This is a genomic window from Pseudomonas schmalbachii (assembly GCF_017589465.1).
In the GTDB taxonomy this organism is placed as follows: Bacteria; Pseudomonadota; Gammaproteobacteria; order Pseudomonadales; family Pseudomonadaceae; genus Pseudomonas; species Pseudomonas schmalbachii.
Genome location: NZ_JAELYA010000005.1, coordinates 272010 through 287169, shown reverse-complemented (window position 1 = coordinate 287169; position 15160 = coordinate 272010). Strand labels below are relative to the sequence as shown.

Below are 15160 nucleotides of genomic sequence, written 5' to 3'. Positions count from 1 at the left end.
ACTCCTTCGATCTGCTCAGTGCCAGGGATCATAGGTCCCGAAACTCCAGACATGCCCTTCGAGGTCGCGGCAGGTGAAGCCCTGGCCGCCGTAGTCCTCGTCCTTGATATCGATGACGATCTGCGCGCCGCCGGCCAGCGCCTGGCGATACAGCGCTTCGGCATCCGCAACCACCATATAGATGCTCTGCGTGCAGCCGCCCACGTCGTCCGGCTGGCGCATCGCGCGGCCGTAGGCGTTGTCGCGCAGCGAGCCGAGCATCAGCATGCCGCTGCCGTCGGCCAGGGCGAGCTGCGCGTGGGCGATGCCGCCCTGCTCGTCGGCCACCACCAGATGGCGCTGGAAACCGAAGGTCGAACACAGCCACTCGATGGCCGCCGGCGCGTCGCGGTAGCGCAGGCAGGGGATGACAGTGGCGCGCGGGTGACTGTCAGGGGCTGGCATGGCGACCTCCGGAACGGCAAGGAAAATATGTCCAACAGCATAGACGCCGGCATGCGCCGCTCGTCGTCAGGCGGCCAGACAGACGCGATCAAGAGGTGATCTGGCAAGAACCTGTCAAGATCAATAGACTGCCGGGGCGGAGATTGCTGTTGCAGGCTGACGCTCTACCCGCCGAAGCACTCTCCCCCAGACGCCACGAAGAACCCGATGAACGATCGTTCCCGTACCGATTCCGCATTGAGCGAGGCTGCCTCGCACTGGTGCCTGCGCCTGCACGAAGCGGATTGTTCCGACGAGGAACGACGGGAGTTCCAGCGCTGGTACGAAGCCGATCCGGCGCATGCCGCCGAGTACAAGGCAATGTGCAAGATATGGCAGCTCAGCGCGCAGCTGCCGCCCAGCCTGCCGCTACGCGCGCCGAAGCGCAAAACGCATGGCACGGGTTACCAGCTGGCACGGGCGGCCTGCCTGCTGCTGGTGGTCGGCGGTCTGTGGGCGGTGGGCTGGTGGGCCGGCCTGCTGCCGGCCAATGCGCGCTACTACGCCGCCCAGCCGGAGCGCCGCGAGGTGATCCTGCCCGACCATAGCCGAGTGGAGCTGAACCTGCGCACGCCGATGCTCTATCTGGAATACGTCGACCGCCGCAGCGTGCTGCTGAAGGGCGGCGAAGCGTTCTTCTCGGTCTACCACAACGCCCAGTATCCCTTCGTGGTCCGCACCGACAACGGCGGCGTGAGGGTCACCGGCACCCAGTTCAACATCTGGACGACGCCGGAGCGCACTGCGGTGACGGTCAGCGAGGGCTCGGTGCTGGTCTCGCCGCCGCCATCGAACAGCATCGACCAGACGGTCCAGCTCACCCCCGGCATGCAGGCGGTGCTCGTGGCCGGCACGCAACTGCAGGTCGGCCAGGCGGATATCGCCAGCGTGACTTCCTGGCGCGGCGGCAAGCTGATCCTCGACGACATCAGCCTGCGCGACGCCCTGCCCCTGCTCAACCGCTACCTGCCGCAACCCCTGCGTCTGGCCGACGACAGCGCGGCGGAACTGCGCATCGGCGGCATCTACGACACCTCCAGCCTCGAACGTCTGGTCGTCGCCCTGCCGCGCATCCTGCCCGTGCACCTGCAGCAGCGCGATGGCGCCATCCTGATCTCCAGCACTACCCCGTGAATCACCCGCGAAGGGCTTCTTCAATAATCCTCTGAAGAAATCCGATCCCCGTTCGTCCTTCAGGAAACACCATCAAGCCGCCACCATTCGGCACCTAGGGACCATACGGGGAGCAACATGATCGACAGGATTCCGGACCTATCCAGGCAACGTCTGCGCCGCTGCGTGACCGCCGCCGCGCTCGGGCTCGCACTCACCGCGGCGATGCCTGGCCAGGCCGAGCCCGTGCAACTGAACATTCCGGCGCAGAGCCTGGCGTCCGCCCTGACCGCCCTCGGCGAGCAGGCCAACCTGCAGATCGTCTACGGCCAGGACACCGTCCGGGGCATCAGGAGCCGCGGCGTCAGCGGGCGGATGGAGCCCGAGGAAGCCTTGCGCCGCCTGCTCGAAGGCACGCCGATCAGCTACCAGGTCGACGGCAACAGCGTCACCCTGGGCAGCGGCGACGACTCCGCGCTGGCCCTGCCGAGCACCAGCGTCGTCGGCCAGGCCCAGGCCGACTTCGCCACCGGCGCCGTCAACCACACGGCGCTCGCCGGTTTCGACTACAACAACGGCAAGTTCGACCAGCAGCAACAGGTGGACCTGTCCCTCGACGTGTTCGACGTGTTCGACGTGTTCCAGCCGGTCTATGGCCAGCCGCAGACCTTCGTGCCCGCCTTCGGCTCCGATTACGAGCAGAAGCTCAGCATGACCGGCGTCTACCTGCAGGACCAGATGAAGATCGACAACTGGGTCTTCGTCCTCGGCGGCCGCTACGACTGGACCAGCGACCAGCGCGACGACCGCTTCCCGCAGACGCAGAAGGACGAGAAGTTCACCGGGCGCGCCGGCGTCGTCTACGTGTTCGAGAACGGCCTGGCGCCCTACGCGAGCTACAGCGAGTCGTTCCTGCCGACCATCGGCCGGACTCCGGATGGCTCCCAGCTGGAGCCGACCATCGGCAAGCAGTACGAGATCGGCCTGAAGTACGAGCCGAACGACTACAACGCGCTGTTCACCATCGCCGCGTTCGACCTCACCCGGGAAAACCTCACCGAGTTCCTGCCCTTCGGCGAAGTGCGCCAGGAAGGCGAAGTGCGCTCCAAGGGCATCGAGCTGGAAGCCAAGGTGGAAGTCACCCAGGGCCTGAACCTGCTCGGCAGCTACACCTGGAACGACGTCGAGGTCACCGAATCCAACCTGGGCACCGAGGGCAACACGCCGTTCCGCGTGCCGGAGCACATGGCATCGCTGTGGGCCGACTACATCGTCCAGGGCGGCACACTCGAAGGCCTGCGCATCGGCGGCGGCGCGCGTTACGTCGGCAGCACCTACGGCGACTCGGCGAACAGCTTCAAGGTGGACAGCTACAGCGTGATCGACGCGCTGGTCAGCTACCAGCTCGGCCGCATCGATTCCTCGCTGCAGGGCGTGGAAGTGGCGCTGAATGCCACCAACCTGTTCGACGAGGAATACGTAGCGGGCTGCTTCAGCAACATGGGCTGCCAGTACGGCCAGCAGCGCACCGTGTACGGGACCGTCACCTACAACTGGTGATGTTGCGATAGAAAGCACGCGCCACGGTTCACTGCCGCGGCGCGTGCTTTTTTCATTCGGGAAAGCGGTAACTGGCCACGCAAATCTGTTGAAAATGATTCTCGATTGACATAGATTCGCGAGCACAGCCGAAGCAGCAAACGACTACAGGTGCCTCATGCGAACGCCAGGTACGGCCGAGGGCAATGCCCCCTTGCTTGAGGTCTTCTCCGAGAAGCGCAGCTTCCTCATCGGCCTCGCCACGCGCATCACCGGCTGCCGCAGCCACGCCGAAGACATCGTCCACGACGCCTACCTGAAACTCGACTCCGGTTCCCTTTCCAGCACCATCAAGTGCCACGCTTCCTATCTCGTCGGCGTGGTGCGCAATCTCGCGATCGACCATTCCCGCCGCCGCTCGCGGGAACAGCGGCTGATCGGCGACGAAGACGACAGCGCCGCCATCGGCCTCGTCGATCCGGCAGCCCCCGAGCAACAGGTCGCCGACCGCCAGGAACTGGATCGCATCGCCGACGCCCTCGCCGAACTGCCCGAACGGACCCGCTACGCTTTCGAGATGTGCCGCGTGCACGGCATGAAGCAGAAGGACATCGCCGAACGCCTGGGCGTCTCCCCCGCGCTGGTGAATGCGCTGATCCGCGACGCGCTGATCCATTGCCGCAGGACGCTGGGGGACTGACAGGCGGATTACCCGTAGGTTGGCGCTGAGCGCAGCGAAGCCCAACGCCAACACGCACCGGGGCAAAATCGTTGGGCTTCGTACCTCAGCCCAACCTACGCGCAAAAGAAAAAAGGGCCTGGCGGATGACCGGGACGTAGGTTGGCGCTGAGCGCAGCGAAGCCCAACGCCAACACGCACCGGGGCAAAATCGTTGGGCTTCGTACCTCAGCCCAACCTACGCGCAAAAGAAAAAGGGCCTCATGCGAGGCCCTTTTTCATGGCGGTTCCGAATCAGGCGGAACGGCTCAGTGCACCGACCTGCTCGTTCTTCGGAGCGAGGTTCAGCGCGTAGTACAGCACCACCAGCAGCACCAGGAACGCCGGGCCGATGTACAGGGCGATGCGGGTCTCCTCGAAGTACGCCATCAGCGCCACCACCAGGACCAGGAAGGCCATGGCCAGGTAGGAGCTCAGCGGGTACAGCCACATCCTGTACTGCAGCTTGCCGACTTCGGCCTGGCTCAGGCCGCGGCGGAACTTCAGCTGGGCGAGCAGGATCATGGCCCAGGTCCAGATCGCGCCGAAGGTGGCGATGGAGGTCACCCAGGTGAATACCTTTTCCGGCACCATGTAGTTCAGCGCCACGCCGCCGAGCAGCGCGACGATGGACAGGATCAGCGCATTGCGCGGTACGCCGCCCTTCGAGGTCTTGGCGAAGGCTTTCGGCGCCTGGCCGTGCTGGGCGAGGCTGTAGAGCATGCGGCCGGTGCTGAAGATGCCGCCGTTGCAGGACGACAGCGCAGCGGTGATCACCACGAAGTTGATGATGCCGGCGGCGGTCTTGATGCCCATGCGCTCGAAGGTCATCACGAACGGGCTGCCCTGGGTGCCGATCTCGTTCCACGGGTAGATCGACATGATCACGAACAGCGCGCCGACGTAGAACAGCAGGATGCGCCAGAACACCGAGTTGATCGCGCCCGGGATGGTCTTCTGCGGGTTCTTCGCTTCGCCGGCGGTGAGGCCGATCATTTCCACGCCGAGGTAGGCGAACATCACCATCTGCAGCGACATCAGCACGCCGCTGATGCCATGCGGCATGAAGCCGCCGTTGCTCCACAGGTTGCCGATGCCGGTGGCGATGCCGTCGTTGCCGAAGCCGAAGACGATCATGCCGAGGCCGACCACGACCATCGCGACGATGGTGACGATCTTGATCAGGGCGAACCAGAACTCGAACTCGCCGAAGGCGCGCACGGTGATCAGGTTGATCGCACCCATGCTCGCCAGCGCGGCCAGCGCCCAGATCCAGCGCGGCACGTCGGGGAACCAGATGCCCATGTAGATGGCCACGGCGGTAATTTCCGCAACGCAGGTCACCAGCCAGAGGAACCAGTAGTTCCAGCCGGTCAGGTAGCCGGCCAGCGGGCCGAGGTAGTCCTGGGCGTAGCGGCTGAAGGAACCGGCCACCGGGTTGTGCACGGCCATCTCGCCGAGGGCGCGCATGATTACCAGGATGGCGAGACCGCCGATGATGTAGGAGAGCATGATGGCCGGACCGGCCATCTGGATGGCCTTGGCCGAGCCGAGGAACAGGCCGACGCCGATGCACGCGCCGAGAGCCATGAGACGGATGTGCCGCTCGTTCAGATCCCGTGAAAGATCATTGGACGACATAAGAACAACCTCAGTTTTGTTTTTGGGGTGTCAGCAATGGACTCGTACGTGCCGTCGGGATAGGGAAAACGAAAAAGCTCCGCCACCGCGCCGAGGCACGGAGCTGGAGTTCGTCGGGGATTCCATGACGGCACACCGCAAGAGGCTGCCCGCTCTTGTGGAGCGGACGTGGGCATCGCGGGAGTTACCACGCTGAGGTCGGGGGCGGAGCTTACACAAGTCTCCCCGGAGCGTCATGCCCGGGACAGTCAGCTATGCGACCAAAGATGTAGACCATTCGTCAGGCACGTTCGCTGAGCGCCAGGCGCAGGCCGAGAGCGAGCAGGATCGAGCCGAGGGAGCGGTCCAGAACCGCTCGGCCGGCCAGCGGGCGAATCCTGCCACCTGTCGGCTGGATTCGCCCCACTATGCCTGGGGTTTCGGCAGCGCCAGCCCCTTGGGTACCGCTGTCCCGGTCGCCGGCTGGCGGCATCCGGCATCGCGGAACGGACCGCCGATCCTGTTCCAGCCCTCGCCGGGTGACGTCTGTCGGCAAACCAGTCCGCCATCCAGGCGGCTCTGCCAGAGAAAATATGGCATCGGGCCAGCGTGAACACCGCACGCCAGAGCGGTCAGAAGTGTGAACAGGGCAAAACGCATGGCAAAAGGCCTTCAGGGTGGGCACCTTCAGAGCATCCGGAAATCAAACGCGAAGGCACAAGCAGATTTTCATCCGCCAACTACTCTAGGAAGTAGGAAGGCTAGTGGGGACGGGCCTTCCCGGCACCCGGACGGTGTCGTTGCATGTGGGGGAAACCCCACTTACTCAGGCTTTTTCAAGCATGGGCAGGTAGTAAGAATATGAACAGGTCGTCGCATTCCGGTACGCAGAATCCTGCAGGCCAGCCGGGCGGCCCGGAGCCCGGATCTACTCCGAAAAAAACTCGCACTCACCATCACCGGTTCCTTGTCCTGTTCCTGTTCCTGCTGCCATTGCTGGCAGCGATCGGGGCGGCGCTGCTTTACGAGGCACGCACCTCGAAGCTGCAGGCACGCGAGTTGTCGAACTACGCCCGCAGCCTGACCTGGGAACTCGCGCAAGGCCCGACCAGCCAGGTGGTCTACCCGCAGCAGGGGCCCTACGACCGCCGCCTGGGCTACCTGCAGTTGCCGACCTTCCTCGAACGCCTGCACCAGCGCAATTACGTGACCCTGAGCCAGGTGCGCTTCTCCGAGCCGCTGATGCAGTACAGCGGGTACGGGATGTTCCCGCCCTACCCGGAAAAAGCCCAGGCCGGCGTGGACGTCTACGACTGCCGCGGCCTGCCGATCTACAACTTCCGCTATCCGCAGCGGCTCTACAGCAGCTTCGACAGCATCTCCCCGCTGATCGTGCAAAGCCTGCTGTTCATCGAGAACCGCAACCTGCTGGACACGCATACCCCGTACCACAACCCGGCCATCGACTGGAGCCGCTTCACCCAGGCCTCCGTGGCCCAGGTCGGCAAGATGGTCGGCTTCGGCGGGCACGCGCCCGGCGGCAGCACCCTGGCGACGCAGATCGAGAAGTACCGCCATTCGGCGGACGGCCGGACCAACTCGATCACCGACAAGCTGCGCCAGATGGCCTCGGCCAGCGTGCGCAGCTACATGGGCGGCGCGGAAAACATCGAGGCACGCAAGAATATCGTGCTCACCTACCTCAACTCGGTGCCGCTCTCCGCGCAGGCCGGCTACGGCGAGGTCAGCGGCCTGCCCGACGGCCTGTGGATCTGGTACGGCAGCGACTTCCAGCGGGTCAACCAGTTGCTGAGCGCCCCGCCCGCCAGCGGCGTCAACCTCGACGAACAGGGCCAGGCGCTGCGCCAGGTGGTTTCGCTGATGATCGCCCACCGTCGCCCGTCCTATTACCTGGCACGCGGACGCGAATCCCTCGCCGAGCTGACCGACAGCTACCTGCGCCTGCTGGCCCAGTCCAACGTCATCAGCGTTCCGCTGCGCGACGCGGCGCTCGAAGCCCAGTTGCGCTTCCGCGACCCGCTCAGCGAGCCGACCGTGCAGCCGCTGGAGGCCAACAAGGGCGTGACCCTGGCGCGCACCCGCCTGGCCGGCATGCTCAACGTGCCGCTGTATGACCTCGACCGCTTCGACATGACGTTCACCACCACCCTGCAGCACGAACTGCAGGAACAGGTCAGCGCCTATCTGAAAAAACTTGCCGACCCGACCTTCGCCGCGGAAGTCGGCCTGTTCGGCGAGCGCCTGCTGTCCGAGGACAAGACCCAGGACGTGCGCTACAGCTTCACCCTGTTCGAACGCACCCCCAGCGGCAACCGCGTACGGGTACAGACCGACAACACCAATCAGCCGTTCGACATCAACGAAGGCAGCAAGCTGGAGCTCGGCTCCACCGCCAAGCTGCGCGTGCTGGCCAGCTACCTGGAAACCGTTGCCACGCTGCATCGCGACTATGCGCACCTGTCCAACGAAGAGCTGAAGAGCATCCAGGTCGTGCCGCTGGACTTCATCAACAAATGGGCCATCGACTACCTGATGACCCACAAGGACCGCAGCCTGCCGCCGATGCTCGAAGCCGCGCTGCAACGGAAGTATTCGGCAAGCCCCTACGAAAGCTTCTTCACCGGTGGCGGCATCCACACCTTCAGCAACTTCCGCAAGGAAGACAACGGGCGCATCCCGACCATCCAGGACGCCCTGCGCGAGTCGATCAACCTGCCCTTCGTGCGCCTGCTGCGCGACCTGATCCGCCACGACATCTACAGCAATCCGGGCAGCAAGGTATCCGTGCTGGCGGACGACAAGGACCCGCGGCGCCAGGAATACCTCGACCGCTTCGTCGACAAGGAAAGCCAGGTCTACCTGCTGCGCTTCTGGCAGAAATACCGCGGCAAGAACACCGACGAACGCCTGGAAACCTTCCTCGACGGCCTGCGTACCTGGCCGGTACGGCTGGCGGCGATCCACCGCTACCTGCAGCCGCAGGCGGACCTGGCGACCTTCTCCGAGTTCATCCAGACGCGCCTGAAGCAGGCCAAGTACGCCGGCGAGAAGGTCACCGACAAACGCATCGCCGACCTCTACACCCGTTACGGCCCAGGCGCCTACGATCTGAACGACCAGGGCTACATCGCCCGCGTGCACCCGCTGGAACTGTGGCTGCTCGGCTACCTGCAGAACCAGCCGAAGGCCACCTTCGCCGACGCCGTGGCGGCCAGCACCGCCGAGCGCAAGCAGGTCTATCGCTGGCTGTACAAGTCGCGGCACAAGTACGCCCGCGACAAGCGCATCCGCATCATGCTGGAGGTCGAGGCCTTCCTTGACCTGCACCAGCAGTGGAAGCAATTCGGCTATCCGTTCGACCACCTGGTGCCGTCGCTCGCCACCGCCCTGGGCAGCTCCGGCGACCGGCCGGCCGCACTGGCGGAACTGATGGGGATCATCCTCAACGACGGCGTGCGCCTGCCGACCCTGCGCATCGACGGCCTGCACTTCGCCGCCAACACGCCTTACGAGACCAGCCTCGGGCCGGAAGCCGGCACCGGGCGCCAGGTGATGACCCCGGAAGTCGCCAGGGCCCTGCGCAGCGCCCTTTCGCAAGTGGTCGAAGGCGGCACCGCGCGGCGCCTGCAGGGCAGTTTCCGCCTGCACGACGGCAGCACCCTGGTGATGGGCGGCAAGACCGGCACCGGCGACAACCGCATCGAGAGCGTGACCCGCAGCGGCTGGGTGAAGAGTTCGAAGGCGATGAACCGCACGGCGACCTTCGTCTTCTACATCGGCCCGCGCCACTTCGGCACCCTCACCGCCTACGTGGCCGGCAGCGCCGCGGACAAGTTCAAGTTCACCTCGGCGCTACCGGTGCAGGTGCTCAAGGGCATGGCGCCGATGCTGCAGACCTATCTCGAACCGGGAATCAGCACCGGGTGCCAGGCGCCGCTGGAAACCCAGCGGGTCAGCTGGAAGTGAGCCCAACGCTGCCGATGTTGGGCTGCCCTCGTAGGTTGGCGCTGAACGCAGTGAAGCCCAACGATGCTCGGCCCAACACCGTGCATCGTTGGGCTTCGCAAGCTCAGCGCCAACCTACGGTTTGCTCCGCATCAGCTTCACGTAGAGCCCTTCCACCTTTTCCCGCGCCCAGGGTGTCTTGCGCAGGAAGGTCAGGCTGGACTTGATGCTCGGATCGCTCTTGAAGCAGCGGATATCGATGCGCTTGGCCAGTCCATCCCAGCCGTATTCGGCAACCAGCCGATTGAGGATGGCTTCCAGGGTGACGCCATGCAGGGGGTTCTTCGGCTGATCGCTCATGGGGTTCTCGTCCGGATGAATGCAGCGCGGCACCTTACCCCAACAGACAGCGCCCTGAAACGAAAAAACCGGTGCTCGCCAGAGGCGGGCACCGGTTTTTCATCAGGCGACGATCAGCGGACGGCAGGAACAGCCGAAGCCGGCAGGTGAGCCTCGGCGTACTCCGCCTCAGCCTCGTCGAAGCGCTTCTTCATCGATGCGCTCGGCTCCTTGTCGAGCAGGCTGAACACCACGATGCCGACACAGGCGAACAGGAAGCCCGGGATGATCTCGTACAGGCCGAGACCGATGAAGTTCTTCCACACCACCACGGTCACAGCGCCAAGCAGCATGCCGGCCAGGGCGCCGTTACGGGTCATGCGCTTCCACAGCAGGGAGAAGATGACCACCGGACCGAAGGCGGCACCGAAGCCTGCCCAGGCGTAGGACACCAGGCCCAGCACACGGTTATCCGGGTTGGCGGCCAGGGCGATGGAAATCAGGGCCACCAGCAGCACCATGACACGACCGACCCAGACCAGTTCGAGCTGGCTGGCGTTCTTGCGCAGGAAGGCCTTGTAGAAGTCTTCGGTCAGCGCCGAGGAGCAGACCAGCAACTGGCAGCTCAGGGTGCTCATCACCGCCGCGAGGATGGCGGACAGCAGCACGCCGGCGATCCACGGGTTGAACAGCAGCTTGGCCAGTTCGATGAACACGCGTTCATGGTTCTCGGCCACGGCGCCGCCCAGCTCCGGATGCGCGGAGAAGTACGCAATGCCGAAGAAGCCTACGGCCACGGCGCCGCCGAGGCAGAGGATCATCCAGGTCATGGAGATGCGGCGGGCGGCCGGGATCGACTTCACCGAATCGGCAGCCATGAAGCGCGCCAGGATGTGCGGCTGGCCGAAGTAGCCCAGGCCCCAGGCCATCAGCGAAATCACGCCAACGAAGGAAGCACCCTTGAGCATGTCGAGATTGGCCGCGTCCTTCAGCTCGATGGCGGCGAAGGTCGGCTCCACCCCACCGGCGGCGAACAGCACGATGATCGGAGTGAGGATCAGCGCGAAGATCATCAGCGAGGCCTGCACGGTATCGGTCCAGCTCACCGCCAGGAAGCCGCCGACGAAGGTGTAGACGATGGTGGCGGCGGCACCGGCCCAGAGGGCAGTCTCGTAGGACATGCCAAAGGTGCTCTCGAACAGGCGGGCGCCAGCGACAATGCCGGATGCACAGTAGATGGTGAAGAACACCAGGATCACCACCGCCGAGAGGATGCGCAGCACACGGCTGTTGTCCTCGAAACGGTTGGTGAAATAGTCGGGGAGCGTCAGGGCGTTGCCGTTGTGCTCGGTATGCACGCGCAGGCGGCCGGCGACGAACAGCCAGTTGAGGTAGGCACCGACGATCAGGCCGATGGCGATCCAGCTTTCCGACAGGCCGGAGAGGTATACGGCACCCGGCAGGCCCATCAGCAGCCAGCCGCTCATGTCGGAGGCGCCGGCGGACAGCGCGGTGACGAAGCTGCCGAGGCTACGCCCACCGAGGATGTAGTCGGAGAAGTTGTTGGTGGAACGATAGGCGTAGAGGCCGATCAGGACCATCAGTGCGATGTAGATCACGAAGGTGATCAGTGTTGGCGTGTTGACGCTCATGGGGGCTCCCCTAAAGCTTGTTTTTATCCAGACCCGCAGGGTACTCCGGGCCCTTGACTGACAAGGCCGCGCGGATGGCGCTGCCCCGGTGGCGCTTGCTCTCGCAAGCCGGAAATGCACGAGACCCCATTCGAGGTCAAACAACCGGGCACTTCACGTCAGACCTTTCCGCCGCTTGTGGCGAATCGGCTGTCCTTCCCGCCCCGTCTCACCCCGGTGGCGGATATCTGGCCGGACCTGTGCACGATCAGGTCCGGATCGGAAAAAACGAACCGGGCGCGGGGCGCCCGGTTGTCGGTCTTACTCGGCGTCCGCGAGGGACAGCAGAGAAGCGTTGCCACCCACCGCGGTGGTATTCACCGAAGTGGTGCGTTCGCTGACGAAACGCAGCAGGTAGTTCGGTCCACCGGCCTTCGGCCCGGTGCCGGACAGTCCATGCCCGCCGAACGGTTGTACGCCGACCACCGCACCGATCTGGTTGCGGTTGACGTAGAGGTTGCCGACCCGCGCCAGGTGCTCGATGCGACGAGCGGTCTCCTCGTTGCGGCTGTGCACGCCCATGGTCAGGCCATAGCCGGTGGCGTTGATCGCGGCGACGACCTTCTCCAGGTCTTCGGCGGCGTAGCGCACCACGTGCAGGATCGGACCGAAGTTTTCCTTCTTCAGCTCGTCGATGCCGCCGATCTCGAACGCGACCGGGGCGACGAAATGGCCGTTCAGGCTAGCGGGCAGCTTGGTCTCGGCGATCAGTTTGCCGGCGGCCTTGAGCGCGCCGACGTGCTGTTCCAGGCCAGCCTTGGCCTCGGCGTCGATCACCGGGCCGACATCGCTGACGCGAATGTCGGTTGGGCCGACCTTCAACTCGGCCATGGCGCCCTTGAGCAGCTCGATCACGCGTTCGGCGATGTCCTGCTGGACATACATCACGCGCAGTGCGGAGCAGCGCTGGCCGGCGCTGGTGAACGCGGATTGTACAGCATCCTTGATCACCTGTTCAGGTAATGCGGTGGAATCGACGATCATCGCGTTCTGGCCGCCGGTTTCGGCGATCAACGCAGCAATTGCGCCGGGTTTCTCCGCCAGTTGGCGATTGATGATGCGCGCGGTGTCGGTGGAGCCGGTGAAGGCCACGCCGGCGACGCGGGCGTCACGGCAGAACACACCGCCGAGGGTGGCGCCGTCGCCCGGCAGCAGGGCGATGGCGTCGGTCGGCAGGCCGGCTTCGAACATCAGCTCGACGGTGCGCGCGGCGATCAGGCTGGTCTGCTCGGCCGGCTTGGCCAGCACGGTGTTGCCGGCAACCAGGGCGGCGCTGATCTGGCCGAGGAAGATCGCCAGCGGGAAGTTCCACGGGCTGACGCAGGCGAAGATTCCGCGGCCTTCGTAGAACAGCTCGTTGCGCTCGCCGGTCGGGCCCGGCAGCTCGATGCGGACCAGACGCTGGCGCGCCTGCTGCGCGTAGTAGCGGCAGAAGTCCACGGCTTCACGGATTTCGTCGATGCCGTCCTGCAGCGACTTGCCGGCTTCCAGGGTGCACAGGGCCATCAGCTCGCCGCGATTGGCTTCCAGCAGGTCGGCCAGGCGCTCGAAGATCGCCGCGCGCTCTTCGACCGGCGTGGCGCTCCAACGCGGCCAGGCGGCCTGCAGGGCGTCGAGGGCCTTGGCGGCCTGCTCGGCGGTGGCGTACTGCACGCTGCCGACGACCTTCTCCAGGTCGAACGGGCAACGCACTTCCCGGGCCGGGCCGGCGAGGCGCTCGCCGTTGACGACCGGCGCGGCCTGCCACTTGTGGGACAGGAATGGCTTGTAGGCGAGCTCCAGCTCGTTCCACTGATTCTGGATATTCATGTTGATGCCCTGGGAGTTTTTCCGCCCGGCGCCGAAGATCGCCTGCGGGAGGGGAATGCGGTCGTTGCCGAAGGTCTTGAACTGGCGCAGCTGGGTGACCGGGTGCTGGATCAGGGTGTCCACCGGCACGCGCGGGTCGACCAGCTTGTGCACGAAGGAGGAGTTGGCGCCGTTTTCCAGCAGGCGGCGCACCAGGTACGGCAGCAGGTCCTTGTGGGCGCCGACCGGGGCGTAGATGCGCACGTTCTTGCGGTACTTCTCGATCACCGTGTCGTACAGCGCGTCGCCCATGCCGTGCAGGCGCTGGAACTCGAACTCGCGCTCTTCACCCGATTCGGCCTTGGCCGCGGCACCCATCGCCAGGATGCTGGTCACGGTGTGGGCGTTATGGCTGGCGAACTGCGGGTAGATCACGCCACGGGTGTGCTCGCTGAGCAGGTAGCGGGCGCAGGCCAGGTAGGAGGTGTCGGTGCCTTCCTTGCGGGTGTAGACCGGGTAGCCGTCCAGACCCTGGACCTGGCACTGCTTGATCTCGCTGTCCCAGTAGGCGCCCTTCACCAGACGCAGCGGGATGCGCGCGCCGAGCTCCTTGCCGAGCAGGGTCAGCCAGACCAGCACCGGCAGGCAGCGCTTGGAGTACGCCTGGATTACCAGGCCGAACTCGCCCCAGCCGGCGATGGCCGGGTCGCGCAGCAGCTTCTCGAACAGTTCGAGGGAGAGTTCCAGGCGGTCGGCTTCCTCGGCGTCGATGGTGATGCCGACGTTCAGATTGCGGGCGCGCACGGCCAGGTCGCGGACGCTGGCGAACAGTTCGGTCAGCACGCGCTCGCGCTGGGCGACTTCGTAGCGCGGGTGCAGCGCGGAGAGCTTGATCGAGATCGACGGACGCGGACCCGGGCCGACCTGCGGCTCGGCGCCGACGGTGTCGATGGCCTTGCGGTAGTCGGCCATGTACTTCTCGGCGTCGGCGACAGTCAGCGCGGCCTCGCCAAGCATGTCGAAGGAGTAGGTGTAACCCTGCTCGCGGCACGGACGGCCGTTCTTCAGGGCTTCGGAAATGGTGCGGCCGAGGACGAACTGCTTGCCCATCAGCTTCATCGCCTGGTTCATCGCGGCGCGGATCACCGGCTCGCCGGAGCGCTGCACCAGCTTGCCGATAACGCTGGACGGTCGGGCGTCGGTGCGGCTGTCCAGGGTGACCACCTTGCCGGTCATCACCAGGCCCCAGGCGGCGAAGTTGACCAGCACGTTGTCGCTCTGGCCGAGGTGGCGCTGCCAGTCGGCGGCGGACAGCTTGTCGCGGATCAGCGCGTCGGCGGTCGCGGCGTCGGGCACGCGCAGCAGGGCTTCGGCCAGGCACATCAGCATCAGGCCTTCGTGGGTATCGAGGCTGTACTGGCGCAGGAGCGCGTCGAGGGTATCGACGGCGTTGTCCCGGGCGCGCACGGTTTCGATCAGTGCGCGGGCGTCGCGGCGGATAGCCTCGATGCCATCGGGACCAGGATCGGCGAGCTGCAGCAGCTCACCCAGGTAGGCTTCCTCGTCGACCGCGTAGTTGGCGCTGATCGCGGGGAAGAACTCGGCGGCGGTCCGGGTAAGGAATTCGCCTTTCAAGACGTGACTGGCTGTGAACATCACGCCCTCCTCTCTTGGAGCCATGGTTTGCCTTGTAGGAATTGTCAGTACAGCCCGCGGCGCCAACCGGGTCCAGCCCGGTTCGATGGCACGGCCAGCCTCCGGCGGAAAAACCGGATGGCGGAATCTAGTGGGAGGCGGCCTGCCGTTTCTTGCTCAAGGCTCCGGAGTTTTTGCGAAAAACTCTGGAGTGGGCATTTCCTCTCCGGCAGCGAATTGCTGATCCGAATCTAAGCGATGGGCTTTT

Annotated in this window: 9 protein-coding genes; 4 read left to right on the top strand and 5 right to left on the bottom strand. The window is 65.2% G+C overall.

From position 1 onward, the window contains the following. Positions 1–15 precede the first annotated feature (15 nt). A complete protein-coding gene (locus JFY56_RS14890; RefSeq protein WP_208314616.1) occupies positions 16–444 on the bottom strand; it encodes a VOC family protein in 429 nt (142 codons plus the stop codon). 207 nt (positions 445–651) lie between these two features. Between JFY56_RS14890 and JFY56_RS14885 the strand changes: the two genes are divergently transcribed. The 3 genes from JFY56_RS14885 (at position 652) to JFY56_RS14875 (ending at position 3835) form a co-directional block, all read left to right on the top strand. Beyond that, positions 652–1617 (top strand): FecR family protein, encoded by a 966-nt coding sequence (locus JFY56_RS14885; protein WP_208314615.1) that lies wholly within the window; start codon positions 652–654, stop codon positions 1615–1617. A 117-nt stretch (positions 1618–1734) separates the two neighbouring features. Next, positions 1735–3156, top strand: a complete 1422-nt coding sequence (locus JFY56_RS14880) for a TonB-dependent siderophore receptor (RefSeq protein WP_208314614.1) — start codon at positions 1735–1737, stop codon at positions 3154–3156. A 157-nt stretch (positions 3157–3313) separates the two neighbouring features. Next, entirely contained in the window at positions 3314–3835 is a 522-nt protein-coding gene (locus JFY56_RS14875) for an RNA polymerase factor sigma-70 (protein WP_208314613.1), read from the top strand. 273 nt (positions 3836–4108) lie between these two features. Here the strand turns inward: JFY56_RS14875 and JFY56_RS14870 are convergent, their stop codons facing one another. Next, on the bottom strand, positions 4109–5494 hold the full coding sequence (locus tag JFY56_RS14870; protein ID WP_208314612.1) for an amino acid permease: 1386 nt from the start codon (positions 5492–5494) through the stop codon (positions 4109–4111). An 840-nt stretch (positions 5495–6334) separates the two neighbouring features. Between JFY56_RS14870 and JFY56_RS14865 the strand changes: the two genes are divergently transcribed. Then, the gene (locus JFY56_RS14865; protein WP_208314611.1) at positions 6335–9460 is read left to right on the top strand and encodes a transglycosylase domain-containing protein; all 3126 of its coding nucleotides are present in this window, start codon (positions 6335–6337) and stop codon (positions 9458–9460) included. Between the two features lie 114 nt (positions 9461–9574). On the opposite strand, the gene JFY56_RS14860 is transcribed toward JFY56_RS14865, so the two are convergent. The 3 genes from JFY56_RS14860 to putA form a co-directional block, all read right to left on the bottom strand. Next, positions 9575–9799, bottom strand: a complete 225-nt coding sequence (locus JFY56_RS14860; RefSeq protein ID WP_208314610.1) for a VF530 family protein — start codon at positions 9797–9799, stop codon at positions 9575–9577. A 113-nt stretch (positions 9800–9912) separates the two neighbouring features. Continuing rightward, a complete protein-coding gene (putP, locus tag JFY56_RS14855; RefSeq protein ID WP_208314609.1) occupies positions 9913–11430 on the bottom strand; it encodes a sodium/proline symporter PutP in 1518 nt (505 codons plus the stop codon). Between the two features lie 300 nt (positions 11431–11730). Further along, positions 11731–14913 (bottom strand): bifunctional proline dehydrogenase/L-glutamate gamma-semialdehyde dehydrogenase PutA, encoded by a 3183-nt coding sequence (gene putA / locus JFY56_RS14850; RefSeq protein WP_208314608.1) that lies wholly within the window; start codon positions 14911–14913, stop codon positions 11731–11733. Positions 14914–15160 lie beyond the last annotated feature (247 nt).